Below are 17,145 nucleotides of genomic sequence, written 5' to 3'. Positions count from 1 at the left end.
GTCAGAGCGCCTTGCCGTCCGGACCGAAGCGGTGGATCTTGGCGGCGTCGGGCGTCAGCCAGATCGTGTCGCCGTGATGTGCGCCGATATCGCCGCCGGCTCGAACGGTCAGCGGTCCGACATCGTCGGAATGGACGTGCAGGAAGGTGTCGGATCCCAGATGTTCGGCGACACCCACCGTCGCCTTCCATCCGCCCGCCGTCGTCGACACGGTGAGATGCTCGGGCCGGATTCCGATCGTCTTGGCGCCGACCTTGGCCGCAGGCGCACCCTCGATCAGGTTCATCTTCGGCGAGCCGATGAAGCCGGCGACGAAGAGGTTCTTCGGCGCTTTGTAGAGCTCCATCGGCGAACCTACCTGCTCGACATTGCCGGCGTTGAGCACGACGATCTTGTCGGCCATGGTCATCGCCTCGACCTGGTCGTGCGTGACGTAGATCATCGTCGTCTTCAACTGGTTGTGCAGTTCCGAAATCTCCAGCCGCATCGTTCCGCGCAACGCCGCGTCGAGGTTCGACAGCGGCTCGTCGAACAGGAAGGCGCTGGGGTTGCGCACGATGGCGCGGCCGATGGCGACACGCTGGCGTTGGCCGCCGGAAAGCTGCCCCGGCCGCCGCTCGAGATAGTTCGTCAGGTTGAGCACGCGCGCCGCGTCGCCGACCTTCTTCTCGATCGTCTCCTTGCTCTCGCCGGCCATCTTCAGCGGAAAGGCGATGTTTTTGGCCACCGTCATGTGCGGGTAGAGCGCGTAGGACTGGAACACCATGGCGAGCTTGCGCTTGGCCGGCGCCTCGCCGGTCACGTCGCGGCCGTCGATCGAGATCGTGCCGCCGCTGGTGTCCTCGAGGCCCGCGATCAGCCTCAGCAGCGTGGACTTGCCGCAGCCCGACGGACCGACGAACACGACGAACTCGCCGTCCTCGATCTCGAGGTCGATGTCGGGGATGATGATCGTCGCCCCGAAGGATTTCGACACGTTCTTCAGCGTTATCTGGCCCATTGGTCCCTCCCGGTCTTCTTCTTGCTTACTTGACGGCGCCGAAGGTCAGCCCTCGCACCAACTGCTTCTGGCTGAACCAGCCCATGATCAGGATCGGCGCGATGGCGAGCGTGGAGGCTGCCGACAGCTTCGCCCAGAACAACCCTTGAGGACTCGAGAACGAGCTGATGAAGGCGGTCAGCGGCGCGGCTTCCGTCGTCGTCAGGCGGATCGTCCAGAACGCCTCGTTCCAGGCGAGGATGATGTTCAACAGCATCGTCGAGGCGATGCCCGGCACCGCCATCGGCGTCAGCACGTACCAGATCTCGCCCCACAGCGACGCGCCGTCCATGCGCGCGGCTTCCAGGATCTCGCCGGGGATCTCGCGGAAATAGGTGTAGAGCATCCACACCACGATCGGCAGGTTGATCAGCATCAGCATGACGGTGAGGCCGATGCGGCTGTCGAGCAGGCCGGTGTCGCGGAAGATCAGGTAGATCGGGAACAGCACGGCGACCGCCGGCATCATCTTGGTGGAGAGCATCCACATCAGGATGTCCTTGGTCTTCCTGGTCGGCGAGAACGCCATCGACCAGGCCGCCGGGATCGCCACCAGGAGCGCCAGTATGGTCGAGCCGACCGCCAGGATCACCGAGTTCAGGAAGAACTTGAAATAGCCGCTCTGTGCCTGGACCTCGGCGTAGCTTTCGAGCGTGCCGGACGGGATCAGGTTGAAGCCGGCGATCGCCTCCGTCTCCGATTTGAACGAGGTGATGATCGTGTAGAGGATCGGAAAGAAGATGATGAAGGCGACGATCCAGGCGGCGACCGTGGCTATCGTCTTGTGCTGCGTGGTGACTGCGCGGGCCATGGCGTTTCCTCCCTATTTTTCGAGGTTCTTGCCGACAGCGCGCATCACGAAGAACGCGACGATGTTGGCGAGGATGACGGCGATCACGCCACCGGCGGAGGCCTGGCCGATTTTGAATTCGAGCAGGGCCTTCTGGTAGACGAGGAACGGCAGGTTGGTCGATGCGAAGCCGGGGCCGCCATTTGTGGTGACCAGGATCTCGGCATAGACCGACAGCAGGAAGATCGTCTGGATCAGGATGACCACGGTTATGGCGCGCGCCATGTGCGGCAGCGTCAAATAGATGAAGCGGCTCACGAAGCCGGCGCCGTCCATCTCGGCGGCTTCCTTCTGTTCGCCGTCCAGCGATTGCAGCGAGGTCAGCAGGATCAGCGTCGCGAAGGGCAGCCATTGCCAGGCGACGATGACGATGATCGAAAACAGCGGGTAGTGCGCAAACCAGTCGATCGGCTGCACGCCGAAGAAGCGGGCTATGTCGGCGAACACGCCGTAGCCCGGATGCATGATCATGTTCTTCCAAACCAGCGCCGCCACCGGCGGCATGACGAAGAACGGCGAGATGATCAGGATGCGCACGATGCCCTGGCCCCATATCGGCTGGTCGAGCAGCAGCGCGAGCAGGATGCCGAGGATGACGGTGATCGCCAGCACGCTGCCCACGAGCACGAGCGTGTTGACGATCGACTGGATGAAGGCCGGGTTCGACCAGAACAGCGCATAGTTCCCGAAGCCGACGAAGCCGTCGCGGATCGGATTGAGCGGATTGTACTGCTGGAACGAAAACCACAGGGTGAAGGCCAGCGGCACGACCATCCAGACGAGCAGCAGGATCACCGACGGCGCCATCATCATGCGCGCCAGCGAACGGGTCTGTTGAGTAGCCATCATTCCCTCCCAGGACGACGTTCCTGTCCGTCTGCTCCACCTTGTGCGGTGGATAGTTTCCCCCCTCTGCGTCCCGCGGAGCCAGTCCTCGGGCTTGCCAGGGGCAAGACCCGGGGGCGGACACAGCGTCCAGCGTGGCTCTATCCGCTCCCCCGGGACGGGGGAGAGGTGCCGGGCGAAGCGAGGCGGAGAGGGGGAGTTTCTACGCCTTTGCTGATGTTGAAAGGTGGCCGCCCGGCAGGGATCCGGACGGCCAAGGCACCGGGAGGATGCCTTACTGGATGTAGCCGCCTTCGGTCATCGTCGCGGTGGCGGCGTCCTGCGCCTGCTTCAGCGCGTCGTCCACGGTGGACTGGCCGGCGAGCGCTGCCGAGAAGAGCTGTCCGACTGTGGTGCCCAGCCCCTGGAACTCGGGGATGGCGACGAACTGCACGCCGACATAAGGCACCGGCTTGACGGTCGGCTTGGTCGGGTCGGCCGAGTTGATCGAGTCGAGCGTCATCTTGGCGAAGGGCGCTGCCTTCTGGTATTCGGGGTTGTTGTAGAGCGAGGTGCGCGTGCCCGGAGGAACGTTGGCCCAGCCTTCCTTCGACGCGACGAGGTCGAGATAGGCCTTGCTGGTCGCCCACGACACGAATTTCTGCGCGGCTTCCGCCTTCTGCGTGCCGGCCGGAACCGCCAGCGACCACGCCCACAGCCAGTTGCCGCGCTTGCCGAGGCCGGTGTCGGGCGCCAGCGCGTAGCCGACCTTGTCGGCGACGGTGCTATCCTTGGGGTTGGACACGAAGGACGCCGCCACCGTGGCGTCGATCCACATGCCGCACTTGCCCTGCTGGAACAGCGCCAGGTTTTCGTTGAAGCCGTTCGACGAAGCGCCCGCCGGGCCTGCGTCCTTCATCAGGTCGACGTAGAACTGCAGCGTCGCCTTCCACTCCGGCTGGTCGAACTGCGGCTTCCAGTTCTCGTCGAACCAGCGCGCGCCGAACGAGTTGGCGGTGGCCGTCAGGAAGGCCATGTTCTCGCCCCAGCCGGCCTTGCCGCGCAGGCAGATGCCGTTGATGTCGTTGGCGCGGTCGGTCATCTTGCGCGCCGCGTCGGCGACGAACTCCCAGGTCGGCGCGTCGGGCATGGTCAGCCCCGCCTTCTCCATCAGGTCCTTGCGGTACATGATGAAGGACGACTCGCCGTAGAACGGCGCGGCGTAGAGCTTGCCGTCGACGCTGAGGCCGCCGGCGATCGCCGGTATGATGTCGGCGGCGTCGTAGTCCGCGCCGAGGCCGTCCAGCGGCAGCAGCCACTGCTGCTTCGCCCAGATCGGCACCTCGTAGGTGCCGATCGTCATCACGTCGTATTGGCCGCCCTTGGTTGCGATGTCGGTGGTGACGCGCTCGCGCAGCACGTTCTCCTCGAGCGTCACCCAGTTGAGCTGGATGTCCGGGTTCTTCGCGGTGAAGTCGTCCGTCAGCTTCTGCATGCGGATCATGTCGCCGTTGTTGACGGTGGCGATGGTGATCGATTCGGCGTGCGCGGCGAACGCGAGAGCGCTGGCGGAGCACAGGCTCAGAACGAGCGTTTTCAGTTTCATTCAGATTCCTCCCATGGAAACCAAGTGAGCATTTGCCTTGGCTGTGGGCAATTATTCGATTATGCGACGAAGGTGTCAAGCTGGATTCAATGTTGCACTGCAGCAGATGAAGGCCGCGCGCGGCCGGGACGGCGTGCTCGACGGCGTGTAGCTTGCGAAAAGCGTCGCAAGCGGCCCCGAACGTCCGGTTTCGCGCCCAAACCTCCGGCTTTCCGGCTGCTCGGCGGCGGTGTGAACAAATTCCGGATGCTCCAATCCGCGCTCTGCAGGCAAGCCGTTGTTCCCGCGGCGAAGTTTCCGGCGCTGCCGGAGCGTTGCCGGAAATCCATTCACCGATGCCGCCGACGATCCACAATGCGTTGGTGCGCTCCGGTAGACGGTGAGTTGCCGCGCGGGCCATTGAAGCGCCGCCCTGACCCTGCCAGATTGCGGCGATGGAAAATCCGGCGCCGCTTCCCGCATGACGTCAGCTTCTCGACCGGACGCAGGCGCCGCCAGGGGTGCTGGCTCGGGTCCGGCCCGGGATCCAGGCGGCCGGCAGTCTTCCGAACGCATGTTCAGGACCGCGCGCCTCGTCTCGGGCCTCGTCATGATGACCTTCGTGGTCATGCACGTCGCCAATCTGGCGCTCAACCTTGTGTCCATCGAGACGGCGGACGCCGGCCTCAAATGGCTGACCTGGCCCTGGCGCAGCCTTCCCGGCACCGTGCTCCTCTATGGCGCGGCGGCCGTGCACGTCGCGCTGGTGCTGCGCGCGCTCTACCGCAGGCGCACGCTGAAGATGCCCGCCAAGGAGGCCGCCCAGATCCTGCTCGGCCTCTTCATTCCGCTCTTGATCGCCGAGCACGTCATCGGCACCCGGGTCTACGGCGCCATGACCGGCTTCGAGATCGACTACGAATTCGTCGTCCGCGCGCTGTGGATCGACCAGCCCTCGGTCGGCTTCAAGCAGGTCGTCGCCCTCCTCGTCATCTGGGCGCATGGCTGCCTGGGGCTGCATTTCTGGCTCCGCTACCGCGATTCGTACCCGGCCGCGGCGCCGTGGCTGCTGATCGGCGCCGTCCTGGTTCCGGTGCTGGGGCTCCTCGGATTTGCCGACGCCGGCAAGGCCGTGCAGGAACTGCCGCTGCCGGCGGCCCCGGACGAGGCGGCGCAGGAGCGGGTTTGGGCCGCGCTTGCCGCCAAGGACATGTTCCTGACGCTTGCCTATGCGACGGCGCTCGGAGCCGTCGCGGCAACGCTTGCCCTGCGTGGCCTGCGCCAGGCGCTCGCGCGCCGCAGCCAGATCGAGGTGCGCTACGAGAGCGGCCAGGTGGTGCGCGTCCCGAAAGGATCGAGCGTGCTCGAGGCCAGCCGCATCGGCGGCATCCCGCATTACGCGGTTTGCGGCGGCAAGGGCCGCTGCTCGACCTGCCGCATCCGCGTGACGGCGGGCGTCGACGCGCTGCCGCCGCCCAATCCGCTGGAACGTGCCACGCTGTCGCGCATCCATGCCGATCCAAGCGTCAGGCTGGCCTGCCAGCTTCGGCCGACCGCCCCAGTCACCGTGCTGCCGCTTCTGGCCGCCGACCGCGAGCGCGCGCTCCCCGTTGACGCGGGTCGGGCGCGGCCCGGCCGCGAGCAGGAAATCGCCGTGCTGTTCTGCGACATCAGGGGCTTCACCGCGCTCGCCGACCATCGCCTTCCCTACGACGTCGTCTTCCTGCTCAACCGCTATTTCGCCATCGTCGGCAAGGCCGTCGAACAGTCGGGCGGCCGCCTCGACAAGTTCATCGGCGACGGCGCTATGGCTCTGTTCGGACTGGACAGTTCGACGGCTGAGGCCTGCCGCCAGGCGCTTGCCGCATCGGCGTTCATCCTCGCCGAACTGGACCGATTGAGCCAGGAACTGACGGCCGAACTTCCATCGCCGCTCAAGGTGGCGATCGGCATCCATGCCGGGCCGGCCATCGTCGGCGCCATGGGTTATGGCGGCACCATGCATGTGACGGCGATCGGCGACACGGTCAACGTCGCCAGCCGGCTCGAGGCCGCAGCCAAGGAATTCAATGCCGCTATCGTGGTGTCCGATACCGTGGTGGCGTTGTCGGGCCTCGATCTCGGAGACTACGAGGTACGCGAGATCGCGATCCGCGGCAGCGCCAGACCGCTCAACGTGCGCGTAGTGCCGCAGGGTGCGGAACTGGCGGCCGGCTTCGCGCAAACGCGGGCCGCCCAGTCGGCGGCCTGAGGTCAGGGTTGACCTATGCCTTTGGAACGACGCGAGCCCTGCCGTACCTTGCTCGCAGCCTCGGCCACCATTTGCGCCACAACAGGAAGCCCCTTCTTTTGTTCTTCTTCTCGAAGCCGTCGACGATCCCGTGCGCGGCGCGGTGCACGGCTTCATCGACAGCCAGCCATTCCATCGTGACCGGCTTTGCGAACGGCCACGGCATGGAAAACCTGCTGTCGGAACCGCTCTCTTCCAGTATGGCGTTGAGCAGTCCGATGAAGCGGGCGCGGTCGTTCTCCAGCCGCTTGAGCGTCCTTTCGCGGATATGGGTGCGCGGAATCCCGCGAACCTTCAACGCCTGCACCGCCTCGGCAATGGAGCGCGGATCGGGCGGCACGACCAGGCAATATTCCTCGTCGAAGTAGACGTCCCGCCCTCCAATGCTCGGCGTGCTGACCACCGGCAAGCCGGCCAGCAGATATTCCATGCTGGCGAACATCGCCCCCTCTTTCTCGGACAGGCAAAGCCCGACACGCGCCCGATTGAGCTGTGTGTTGACCTCGGACGGAGAGAGCCGGGCCGGTTTGCCGTGCGCGTCGAACCGGTTGATGAAGACGTGCCCCGGAACCGCGGCGGTATGCCGGGCGATGATCGCAGCCTCCGTCGCGGCGGCAGTTGGCAGCGTTGCACCGCGATGAAACAGGAATGCGCAACTCTCGATCCCGAGGCTGAGCTCGTGCCGTTTCCAGGGCACGAGCTGCGCGTTGTAGACGGCGTCGAACTCGACCGCGACGCCGTCGAGCGGCTTGAAAATCCATTCCGGCACATGCGCGTTGTGGCTGTGGAGAAAGGCTGCTTCGCCGAATGCCCGCAGGCCGTCGGACTCTTCTTGCGTGTTGCACGCGAATATCAAGCGGTGGCCGGGGTTCCGGGCGCGGTGCAGCATCGCAAGTTGACGAAGCTCACGGGCGCGGTCCTCCCCTTCGATTGTCCATGTCGGCGAAATCAGGAACCATGCCGCGCGGTCCCTCAAGGGCCGCCCGGCGACGCTGGCAAGGCCAAGAGGAGCGTCCTGGCGACAGCCCGAATAGGAGATCAGCGGATCGGCGTGCAGGACGGCCGCCGGTATCAGTCCGATGGCTTCCGGCATCTCGGCGGGCAACGCCTTTTCCCCGAACCTGGCACAAACCTCCGTCTCCTCCGAAGGGTGCGGAGCGCGATAACCCAGATCCTGCATCAGCATCGCACGTGCTGTCCCCCAATGTGCCGCGAAAGGTATCGGAGCCCCCGTCACGATCTGTAGCCCGATGGGATTCGATTCCCGCAGGTAGCGTACGGTCTTAGAGGAGACATTGAGAAGAGCCGAGGCCTCCGGGCTATGAATCCAATGAGCCTGATCGCCGCGCAAAAGCCAGCGATTTGGCGGGTCTTGCGCATCCTGCCCTGTCGCCCGACGTTCATCCTGGGCACATTCGCCGGGTACATCGCCATGGATGAGGCTGACTTGGCCTTGAAGCCCAAGAACCTCGGCGTGGAAGAAGCGGCCTCGATCCCCAAACGGCTTGGCTGGGTGAATGGACGGGTTCGATGCCTCGGCCTAAACTGCTCGACCCCCCGTCGCCCCGATCTCGGCCAGCATCCAGTCGCGGAACGCCCTGATCCTGGGCACGTTGCGGCGCGCCTCCTGATAGACCATCCAGTAGGCGTGGCCGTCATTGCCGACGATGTCGAAGGGCTGGATCAGGCTGCCATTCGCAAGTTCGGGGAGGAAAAGCGCCCTGGTCAGGATCGCGACGCCGACGCCGGCTACGGCGGCGCGTCCCTCGAAGGCCTGCGAGCCGAGCTGGCTGCGCGTCCTGGCGGCCAGGTTCTCCCGTGCGTCGACCCCGGCGAGGTCGAACCACATCGCCCACCAGGGGTCGCCGGCATCCATGATGGGCAGCTTCAGCAGGTCGGCCGGTTGCCTGACCCCGCCGATGGTGGCGGCGAGCGCGGGGCTGAGCATGGGCGTGAAGTCGGCCAGAAACAGCCGGTGCGACACCAGCCCCGGCCACTCGCCCTTGCTGCCGGTCCTGATGCCTATGTCGATATTGTCCTGTGCCAGGTCGATCGTCCGTTGAACGCTCTCCAGCCTGACCGCAATCGACGGATGCGCGATCTGGAACGCGCCGAGATGCAATGCAAACCAGTTCGCCGCGAAGGTGGGCACCGTGCTGATCGACAGCGTGCCCTGTCCCCCGGTTTTCGCACGTTCGAAACCTTCGGCGAGAATGCGCAAGGCCTCCGTCGCGCTGGCAGACAGCGCGCGGCCGGTCTCCGTGAGCTCGATCTGACGCGCCCTGCGGATGAACAGCGGTGAGCCGACGCGCTCTTCCAGCACCTTGATCTGGTAGCTGACGGCCGCCTGCGTCATCGCCAGTTCCTGCGCCGCGCGGGTGAACGAGAGGAGCCGGGCGGCAGCCTCGAAAGCGCGGATGGCGGCGAGCGGCGGCAGACGCATGCATAATTCTCCCTTATGTATGTTATGTCACGTTCAATTGGCCGGCAAGGCTGTCTTGTCTCATATGGAAAGAAAGACAGCAACCTCTTCGAGGAGGACGGCCATGCGTTACATCAAGGCAGGAACGGTCTTCCGGTCCATTGCCAATTCCTTGCGCAGAAGGGGATTGAACGTCGACGAGATGTCCGACTACATGCGCCGGGACATCGGCCTCATCGATGGCGGGCCGGCCTGCGGGGCGGGATCGGCCGAATTCGACGGCCGCTCGCGCCGCCTCGACCTGCTCGCCTTGACGCGCGTGGCGTCATAAGGCTGCCAAGGGAAAATCGCGTCGGCATTCAACCCGCCGCCAGCAGAGCCGCCGCCGTGCGCTCGTCGGTGATGAGCCCGTTGACAAGCCGCCGCGTCACGGCGGCGAGAATGCCGGGCAGCTTGTTTTCGCCCATTGCAAGCGCGATCACCAGCGAGCGCTCGCGCGACGGCAGCGGCGCCGACGCCACGCGGTCGTTGGTGACGCCCTCGATGAGGCGTCCGTCGCGATCGAACACCCAGCCCATGATTTCGGCGACGCCGCCGGCCTTCTGCAGCGCCTTCAGCTCCGCTTCGGTGATGAAACCGTCCTCGTAGAGCGGCGCCTTCGGGCCGAGATCGCCTATGCCGACGAAGGTGACGTCGGCGCGGGCGGCCAGTTCCAGCGTCGGCTGGATCATCGGCTGGCTGTGCAGCATGGCGCGCTCCTCCGCCGAGGAGGCGATGACCGGCAGCGGCATCGGGAAGAAGCGCGCCTTGATGCGATCGGCCATGGTGAAGATGACGTTGTAGAAGGCGGCAGAGCCGTCAGGCGCGATGTTGCCGGTAAGCGAGACGATCCTGTGCTGGGGACAGATCATGGGCGGAAGCTGCTCGATGGCGGCCTTCAGCGTGCGGCCGGTGCCGATCGCCATGACGATCGGCTGCTCCGACTTGAGGCGCTTCTCGATCTCGGCGGCGGCGGCTTCCGCCACGCCGATGGTGGTGGAGCTGGACGTCGGATCGCTCGGCGCGACTTCGACGAGATCCAGCGCAAAGCGCGATCGCAGCTTCGCCGCGAGCTCGAGGCAGTTGGCGATCGGATGGTCGACGCGGACCTTGATCAGCCCTTCCGACACGGCCAGCGAGACCAGCCGCTGCGCCGTCTGCCGCGAGACACCAAGCGTCGTCGCGATCTGGTCCTGCGTGTTTCCCGCGACGTAATAGAGCCATCCGGCGCGCGCGGCGTCGTCGAGCCTCGGATTTGTCGCTGCTTCCTGTCTGATGTTCATTGCTACCGCGCCCCCGTCCAGGAAGTGGCCCATTTTTGCAGGGAAAGCCCGCTTGCGCAATTGTCGACTCGATCGAGCAAATGTTCGGACCAACCGGAGAGGGTTCGATTCAGCCGACGCCCGTGGGTTCCGCTGGATTTTCGACGAAAATGGCCGAAACGTGGATGAAATTCCCTGCACGGCCAGGATGACGCATAAAACCTCGAGCAATGTCATGAGGTTGAGCGAAAAGCGACGCCTCGGGCGCCGCAGATTTGTTCACAACGCCGCCGGAAGGGACAAAACCGAGCATCCTTGCACCAATTCGCGCCGCCGGAGGTCGCCTTTCGCGTCGAAATCCGGAGGCGCTGCCGGGATCGGCATTTTGGTCATCGATTTTATTGCGAGAATATGCAGATAGGGTGGGGGACCGGAAGGAACATGCCATGACGCCGAAGGCAGTCTACTGGGACATGGACGGTACGCTGATCGACAGCGAGCCGCTGCACGACGAGGCGCTCGTGTCGGCGATGAAGGCCGTGGGCATCTCGCCGCCGCCCGACCTGCATGAGCGCGTACTCGGGATCGCGGCCTGGCCGGTCTACGAGATGATGCGCGACGAGTTCGGGCTGAAGCTGCCCTTCGACGACTGGATCCGGCGAAAATACGCCTACTATCTCGAGCACGTGCATCGGCTGAAGCCGCGCGAGGGGGCGCTGGAGATATTCCGAGACCTGCAGCGCATGGGCGTGGCGCAGGCTGTGGTATCCAACTCCGACCGGCTGATCGTCGACGCCAACCTGAGGGTTGTCGGCATTGTCGAGCCGGGTTTCAAGACCGTGTCGCGCAACGATGTCGCCGAAGGCAAGCCGCATCCCGAACCCTTCCTGCGCGCCGCCTGGCTGACCGGCATCGACCCGGCCAACACTGTGGTGATGGAGGACAGCTTTACCGGATCGCGGGCAGGGCTCGCCGCCGGCATGCGCACCATCTTCTGGCCGGAGCGGCCGATGGCGGGGCCGGAAGGCGCGCTGATGGCGAACACCGCCGAGGATATCAGGCGCCTGCTGGGAATGCTTTGAGCTTCAATCCCGGTAGGCCGGCTCTTCGTCGTCGACAGCCGCGGGTGGAGGGCAACGGCAAGTTGCCGGAAGCGCCTACTCGGCCGCGACCTGCGGCACGGCGAGGCCGCCATTCTCGACAAGGAAGTCGATCACCTCCTGCAGGCCCTTGCCGCGCGACAGGTCGGTGAAGCCGAACGGGCGCTTGCCCCGCTGCCGCGCGGCGTCGCTTTCCATGACGTCGAGGTTGACGTTCACATAGGGCGCGAGGTCGCTTTTGTTGATGACCAGGAAGTCCGAACGCGTGATGCCCGGCCCGCCCTTCCTCGGGATCTCTTCGCCCTGGCAGACCGAGATGACATAGAGCGTGATGTCCGCGAGGTCCGGCGAGAAGGTCGCAGCCAGATTGTCGCCGCCGGACTCGATGAAGACGATGTCGAGGTCGGGGAATTTTTTGTTCATCTCGGCGATCGCCTGCAGGTTGATCGACGCATCCTCGCGGATCGCCGTGTGCGGGCAGCCACCGGTCTCCACGCCCATGATGCGGTCCTCCGGCAGCGCCTGTAGGCGCGCGAGCATCATGGCGTCCTCCTTGGTGTAGATGTCGTTGGTGACGACGGCGATAGAATAGCGGTCGCGCAGCGCCTTGCAGAGCTTTTCGGTGAGCGTCGTCTTGCCGGAGCCGACTGGGCCGCCGATGCCGACGCGGAGGGGGCCGTTCTTCGATGTCATTCGCAACTCCCAAGGCGTCCGGTCAGCCGGACGGAAAACTCGGTTTCGCCGAACTCCGGCGTTCCGATCGAAAAGAAACCTATCTTCGGGCCGGCGGTCCGCGTCGTCCAGTCCATGCCCTTGCGCAGCAGGATCGGGCGGCCATCACGCAGCAGCCGACGCCACTCTTCGTGCGAAGGCTTGTTCCACCAGTCGGCGAGGCCGGTGCTTGCCGCGCCTGACACGTAGCATCCCGTTTTCCAGTCGATGTGGCTTTCCTCATCGTCGATCAGTACCGCGACGACAGGGTCGTCCACCGGCACGCCGAGTTCGGCATGGCCGTTGAGCAGCCGAGCCACCCATGATCCCCTTTGCTGGTTGGCTTTGTAGAGGGCCATCAGGATCGGAAGAGCCTCGACGTCTGGGTTTCGTGTTTCATCGCGACGATTTCCGACAGCAGGGTGGCCGAGCCGAGATCGTCGAGCGTGGAGCTTTGAGCGCGGCGCGCGGCGTCCAGGATGACCGGCTCCAGCGCGGCGATAACAGACATCGCGCCTTGCTGGCCGGTGACGCCGAGCCGGATCGCTGCCTGGACGAGGTTCATCGCGAAGGCCTGCAGCCAGGCGGCGAGCGCCGTTTCAAGGGGAACGCGGTGCGCGCCGAGGATAGCGCCCGCCGCGACGCAGTAGGGGCAGTCGGCGGGAAGGCGCTCCAACACCGCATGCGGCCATGCGCGCGCGGCTGCGATGAAGGCTGCGCCCTGCAGCATGGATTCGCGGTGACGTTCCTGAGAGCCGGCCAGCGCTTCGGCGAGCTCCGCGAGTTCGACGATATCGCCGCCGTCCCGGGTCCGCCGGTCCGCTTCTGCGAAGAGAACGGCGTCGTTCCAGCCGGAGCCGAAGGCGATGAGGTCGGACAGCCATTCCCTGAGCGCGTCCGCGTCCGGCAGCAGGCCGTCATGCGCGGCGCGTTCGAGGCCGTGGCTGTAGGAAAAGCCGCCGACGGGAAAGGCCGGCGACAAAAAAGCCATCAGTCGAAGCTGCGCGGCGGTCGCGTCAGGCATGGTTGTGGCCGTAGTGCGGATCATCGGGCAGGCGGCCGTAGGCGTCGCGTTCGCCATGGTCGTGGTCAGGATGCGAATGGTCATGTCCATGATCGTGATGATCGTGCGCATGACCGTGGCCGGAATAGGCGCCGCGCACCGGCGTGAAGGGTTCGACGACGTCCGTCACCGTCGCGCCAAGTCCTTCCAGCATCGCCTTGATGACATGGTCGCGCAGGATGAGGATGCGGTCGGCGCGGATGGCCGCCGCGAGATGCCGGTTCCCGATGTGCCAGGCCAGTTCGGCGAGATGCACCGCGTCGTGCGCGCGGATGTCGTAGAGCTCCTCCGGCGCCGCCGATATCTCGATCTGGCGGCCGTCCTCCAGCACCAGGCGGTCGCCGTCGGCAAGCGTCACCGGCTCGGGCAGGTCGACCAGCACTTTACCCCCTTCAACAACCCCCTCGGTCAGCTCGATCGCGCGCCGGCGCAGGTGCCGCTCGTCATGCGGCAGCACGGCCCTGCCGGCGATCTCGCCCGACGCGGTTCCGGCCGGCGCGATCGAAACCGCGCGCGGAAATTTGGTGAAATCGGTGTTGAGCGAGAGTTTCATGGAGAACCGTTCAGCTGTTCGTTGGGTGGATCATGCGCGAATTCGCGTCCGCTTGCCACTGTCTCAGACGGTCGGCTCGCAGTTCGGCCCCCCGGTATCGAGGCGGCATCTATTTGCGAAATGCCTCTCTGTCGAGAGCTCCGCCATTGGCCTGGGCGCGGGCCCGGGCCGGCCGCGAGAGGACGCGGTCGAGATAGGCGTTGACGCGGTCCGACTCGATGCGGAAACGGCCGCCGCGCGCCCAGGCGCCGATGTCGCCGAGCAGCACGTCCACCGCGGAGAAGCGGTCGCCGAGCGCGTAGTCGGCGTCGCCGAGCCGGCCGTCGAGTGCCTTGACCTCATTGGCGAAATCGTAGGCGGCGGCGGGACCGACATCGACGCGCAGTTCCGGCGGAAGGATGAAACGGTGGCGCAGCTTGTTCCACAGCGGCGCTTCGAATTCCGACTGCGCGAAATGCATCCAACTGTCGATCTCCGCGCGGCCGGCAAGGCCCGGATTCGCGCCAAAACCCTTTTCCGCGTGCTTGTCGGCGAGATAGACGCAGATTGCCGCAGAGTCGGTGATCTTGAGATCGCCATCAATCAGGATCGGCACTTTGCCCGACGGATTGAACGCGTAAGCCTCAGGGGAACGCCGGCCGACCTCGATGAATTCGTAGGGAACGCCGAGCTCTTCCAGCATCCACAAAACGCGGGAAACGCGGGACCCGCGAGCACCGACGGCCTGGTACATTATCCGGCTCCGATTGCAGCGCCGGAAAGCTAGAACAGAAAGTACCGCTGCGCCATCGGCAGCACGGTCGCCGGCTGGCAGGTCAGAAGTTCGCCGTCGGCGCGGACTTCGTAGGTTTCCGGGTCGACGTCGATGTGCGGGGTCGCCGTGTTGAGCTTCATCGAGGCCTTGCCGATGCCGCTGCGCGTGTTCTTCACGGCCAGCAGCTTCTTGTCCACGCCGAGCTTTTGTACGATCCCGGCGTCGAGCGAGGCCTGGCTGACGAAGGTGACGGAGGACGAGGTTCTGAGCTTGCCGAAGGCGGCGAACATCGGCCGGTAGTGCATCGGCTGCGGCGTCGGGATGGAGGCGTTGGGATCACCCATAGGAGCGGCGGCGATCGAGCCGCCGAGCAGCACCATTTCCGGCTTCACGCCGAAGAAGGCCGGGCTCCACAGCACGAGATCGGCGCGTTTTCCCACCTCCACCGAGCCGATCTCATGGCTGAGGCCGTGCGCGATGGCCGGGTTGATCGTGTATTTGGCGATGTATCGGCGTACCCGGAAATTGTCGTTGTCGCCGGTCTCTTCCGGCAGCCGGCCGCGCTGGCGCTTCATCTTGTCGGCGGTCTGCCATGTCCGGATCGCCACCTCTCCGACACGGCCCATGGCCTGGCTGTCGGAGGAGATGATCGAGAAGGCGCCGATATCGTGAAGGATGTCCTCGGCGGCGATCGTCTCCTTGCGGATGCGGCTTTCCGCGAACGCGATGTCCTCGGGGATCGACGGCGACAGGTGGTGGCAAACCATCAGCATGTCGAGATGCTCGGCCAGCGTGTTGACCGTGTAGGGCCGCGTCGGGTTCGTCGAGGAGGGAATGACGTTCGGATGCGAGGCGATCTTGATGATGTCCGGCGCGTGGCCGCCGCCGGCGCCCTCGGTGTGGAAGGCATGAATGGTGCGGCCCTTGATGGCGCGGATGGTGTCCTCGACGAAACCTGACTCGTTCAGCGTGTCGGTGTGGATCATCACCTGCACGTCGTAGCGGTCGGCGACGGTGAGGCAGTTGTCGATCGCGGCTGGGGTCGTTCCCCAGTCCTCGTGCAGCTTGAGCGAGGAGGCGCCGGCGAGGATCATCTCCTCCAGCGGGGCCGGCAGCGAAGCGTTGCCCTTTCCGGCGAGCGCCAGGTTCATCGGGAAGGCGTCGAAGCTCTCGATCATGCGTTCGATATGCCAGGCGCCGGTGCAGGTGGTGGCGAGCGTGCCGTGGGCCGGGCCGGTGCCGCCGCCGAGCATGGTGGTGAGGCCCGACATCAGCGCCTCGTCGATCTGCTGCGGACAGATGAAATGGATATGCGCGTCCATGCCGCCGGCGGTCAGGATCTTGCCCTCGCCGGCGATCGCCTCGGTGGAGGGTCCGACGATGATGGTGACGCCCGGCTGCGTATCGGGATTGCCGGCCTTGCCGATGGCGGCGATACGACCGTCCTTGAGACCGACATCCGCCTTGTAGATGCCGGTGTGGTCGACGATCAGCGCGTTGGTGATGACCGTGTCGACCGCGCCCTCGGCGCGCGTTGCCTGGCTTTGGCCCATGCCGTCGCGGATGACCTTGCCGCCGCCGAACTTCACCTCCTCGCCATAGACGGTGAAGTCCTTCTCGACCTCGATGAGGAGTTCGGTGTCGGCGAGTCGGACCCTGTCGCCGACGGTCGGGCCGAACATCTGGGCATAGGAAGCGCGGCTGATCTTTGCGGGCATGCGGCGTCAGACTCCCTTTCGGCGGGATGCCAGGAAGCGCGGAACCCAAGGCCGCGTGACATCGTTGCCATATTTCACATGCAAATGAGACGAACGAACAACCGTAGGACGGCAGGAATTATGACGACCGGAAAAAGGCTCGCAACGGCAACGCTGGCGGCGATCTGTCTGGCGGCCGCAGGCGCTGCCGTTGCGCAGAACACGGCCGACCCCAATGCGGTCGATGCGATCATCGGGACCGAGGTTCAGGAAGAAGAAATCCAGGCGGCGGCGGAGCCGGACCGGGTGATCGCGGCCATCGAAAAGACGGCGCAAAACACGGCGACGGTGCGCAAGACCTCCAGCCTCGACAAGGTCGATATCGTTTTCTTGTCCGACTCCACGCGTTCGGAAGGCGGCCCGCCCGCGGCGGTCGAAGCCAAGGTCAAGGAACGCGAAGCGGAGATCGCCGAACTGCGCAAGGAGATCGAGGGTAACGCGATGCTTTTCCACGCCGTGGACTCCCGGCAGATCCTGCCGCAGGACATTCTGGCCGTCGAGTTCGACGATGCGAACGGTATCGTGATCTTCGCGGCGGCCAAGCCCGCAAGCTGAACGTGCCTTGGTGACCCCGGCCGTCGGCATCGGCTAGAGCTTCCCCATGATCTTCTGCTGGAAGCCGTAGACCGTGCGGCTGCCGCCGTAGGGCACCAGCGTGACGTCGCGTTCCTGGCCAGGCTCGAAGCGCACGGCGGTGCCCGCCGCGATGTCGAGGCGCATGCCGCGCGCCTTTTCCCGGTCGAAGGCCAGGCCTTGATTGGTCTCGTAGAAGTGATAGTGGCTGCCGACCTGGATCGGCCGGTCGCCGCTGTTGGCGACCTTGAGCGTCACGGTCGGCGCGCCCTTATTGAGCTCGATTTCGCCGGCGGCGGTGATGATTTCGCCCGGGATCATG

The 17,145-nt window shown here is 65.3% G+C and carries 18 protein-coding genes; 4 read left to right on the top strand and 14 right to left on the bottom strand.

The annotated features are described in order from the left end of the window. Position 1: 1 nt before the first annotated feature. From ABLE71_RS05530 to ABLE71_RS05515, 4 genes are all read right to left on the bottom strand, one after another. A complete protein-coding gene (locus tag ABLE71_RS05530; RefSeq protein WP_348782354.1) occupies positions 2–1,000 on the bottom strand; it encodes an ABC transporter ATP-binding protein in 999 nt (332 codons plus the stop codon). A gap of 25 nt (positions 1,001–1,025) precedes the next feature. Then, entirely contained in the window at positions 1,026–1,850 is an 825-nt protein-coding gene (locus ABLE71_RS05525) for a carbohydrate ABC transporter permease (RefSeq protein ID WP_348782353.1), read from the bottom strand. A 12-nt stretch (positions 1,851–1,862) separates the two neighbouring features. Next, the gene (locus ABLE71_RS05520) at positions 1,863–2,735 is read right to left on the bottom strand and encodes a sugar ABC transporter permease (protein WP_348782352.1); all 873 of its coding nucleotides are present in this window, start codon (positions 2,733–2,735) and stop codon (positions 1,863–1,865) included. 274 nt (positions 2,736–3,009) lie between these two features. After that, positions 3,010–4,320 carry a sugar ABC transporter substrate-binding protein gene (locus tag ABLE71_RS05515; RefSeq protein ID WP_348782351.1) on the bottom strand — a complete coding sequence of 437 codons (1,311 nt, stop codon included), beginning with the start codon at positions 4,318–4,320 and terminating at the stop codon, positions 3,010–3,012. A 553-nt stretch (positions 4,321–4,873) separates the two neighbouring features. Between ABLE71_RS05515 and ABLE71_RS05510 the strand changes: the two genes are divergently transcribed. Next, entirely contained in the window at positions 4,874–6,550 is a 1,677-nt protein-coding gene (locus ABLE71_RS05510; protein WP_348782350.1) for an adenylate/guanylate cyclase domain-containing protein, read from the top strand. A 13-nt stretch (positions 6,551–6,563) separates the two neighbouring features. Here ABLE71_RS05510 and ABLE71_RS05505 read toward each other — a convergent pair whose 3' ends face one another. Both ABLE71_RS05505 and ABLE71_RS05500 read right to left on the bottom strand, forming a co-directional pair. Then, a complete protein-coding gene (locus ABLE71_RS05505) occupies positions 6,564–7,775 on the bottom strand; it encodes a glycosyltransferase (protein ID WP_348782349.1) in 1,212 nt (403 codons plus the stop codon). A 354-nt stretch (positions 7,776–8,129) separates the two neighbouring features. Beyond that, positions 8,130–9,032 (bottom strand): LysR substrate-binding domain-containing protein, encoded by a 903-nt coding sequence (locus ABLE71_RS05500; RefSeq protein WP_348782348.1) that lies wholly within the window; start codon positions 9,030–9,032, stop codon positions 8,130–8,132. Between the two features lie 103 nt (positions 9,033–9,135). Here ABLE71_RS05500 and ABLE71_RS05495 point away from each other — a divergent pair, with 103 nt between their 5' ends. Continuing rightward, the gene (locus ABLE71_RS05495; protein WP_348782347.1) at positions 9,136–9,342 is read left to right on the top strand and encodes a hypothetical protein; all 207 of its coding nucleotides are present in this window, start codon (positions 9,136–9,138) and stop codon (positions 9,340–9,342) included. Between the two features lie 28 nt (positions 9,343–9,370). Here the strand turns inward: ABLE71_RS05495 and ABLE71_RS05490 are convergent, their stop codons facing one another. Continuing rightward, positions 9,371–10,333: a sugar-binding transcriptional regulator gene (locus ABLE71_RS05490; protein WP_348782346.1), complete on the bottom strand. Its 963-nt coding sequence runs from the start codon at positions 10,331–10,333 to the stop codon at positions 9,371–9,373. Positions 10,334–10,758: 425 nt separating this feature from the next. Between ABLE71_RS05490 and ABLE71_RS05485 the strand changes: the two genes are divergently transcribed. Beyond that, positions 10,759–11,394 (top strand): HAD family phosphatase, encoded by a 636-nt coding sequence (locus tag ABLE71_RS05485; protein ID WP_348782345.1) that lies wholly within the window; start codon positions 10,759–10,761, stop codon positions 11,392–11,394. Between the two features lie 75 nt (positions 11,395–11,469). Here ABLE71_RS05485 and ureG read toward each other — a convergent pair whose 3' ends face one another. The 6 genes from ureG to ureC form a co-directional block, all read right to left on the bottom strand. Then, the gene (ureG, locus tag ABLE71_RS05480) at positions 11,470–12,105 is read right to left on the bottom strand and encodes an urease accessory protein UreG (RefSeq protein ID WP_348782344.1); all 636 of its coding nucleotides are present in this window, start codon (positions 12,103–12,105) and stop codon (positions 11,470–11,472) included. Then, on the bottom strand, positions 12,102–12,482 hold the full coding sequence (locus tag ABLE71_RS05475) for a hypothetical protein (RefSeq protein ID WP_348782343.1): 381 nt from the start codon (positions 12,480–12,482) through the stop codon (positions 12,102–12,104). Before ABLE71_RS05475 ends, ureG begins: the two co-directional genes overlap by 4 nt. After that, positions 12,482–13,171, bottom strand: coding sequence for an urease accessory protein UreF (locus ABLE71_RS05470; RefSeq protein WP_348783665.1), 690 nt, complete (start codon positions 13,169–13,171; stop codon positions 12,482–12,484). Before ABLE71_RS05470 ends, ABLE71_RS05475 begins: the two co-directional genes overlap by 1 nt. Beyond that, positions 13,140–13,739 carry an urease accessory protein UreE gene (ureE, locus tag ABLE71_RS05465; protein ID WP_348782342.1) on the bottom strand — a complete coding sequence of 200 codons (600 nt, stop codon included), beginning with the start codon at positions 13,737–13,739 and terminating at the stop codon, positions 13,140–13,142. Before ureE ends, ABLE71_RS05470 begins: the two co-directional genes overlap by 32 nt. Positions 13,740–13,848: 109 nt before the next feature. After that, a complete protein-coding gene (locus tag ABLE71_RS05460; protein ID WP_348782341.1) occupies positions 13,849–14,472 on the bottom strand; it encodes a glutathione S-transferase family protein in 624 nt (207 codons plus the stop codon). 29 nt (positions 14,473–14,501) lie between these two features. After that, on the bottom strand, positions 14,502–16,211 hold the full coding sequence (ureC, locus tag ABLE71_RS05455; protein ID WP_348782340.1) for an urease subunit alpha: 1,710 nt from the start codon (positions 16,209–16,211) through the stop codon (positions 14,502–14,504). Between the two features lie 120 nt (positions 16,212–16,331). Here ureC and ABLE71_RS05450 point away from each other — a divergent pair, with 120 nt between their 5' ends. After that, the gene (locus ABLE71_RS05450) at positions 16,332–16,805 is read left to right on the top strand and encodes a hypothetical protein (protein WP_348782339.1); all 474 of its coding nucleotides are present in this window, start codon (positions 16,332–16,334) and stop codon (positions 16,803–16,805) included. A gap of 33 nt (positions 16,806–16,838) precedes the next feature. On the opposite strand, the gene ABLE71_RS05445 is transcribed toward ABLE71_RS05450, so the two are convergent. Further along, positions 16,839–17,144, bottom strand: coding sequence for an urease subunit beta (locus tag ABLE71_RS05445; protein WP_348782338.1), 306 nt, complete (start codon positions 17,142–17,144; stop codon positions 16,839–16,841). Position 17,145 lies beyond the last annotated feature (1 nt).

The organism is Mesorhizobium sp. KR9-304, from assembly GCF_040049215.1.
Taxonomy (GTDB): domain Bacteria; phylum Pseudomonadota; class Alphaproteobacteria; order Rhizobiales; family Rhizobiaceae; genus Mesorhizobium_K.
This window is presented reverse-complemented; position numbering and strand designations above follow the sequence as displayed.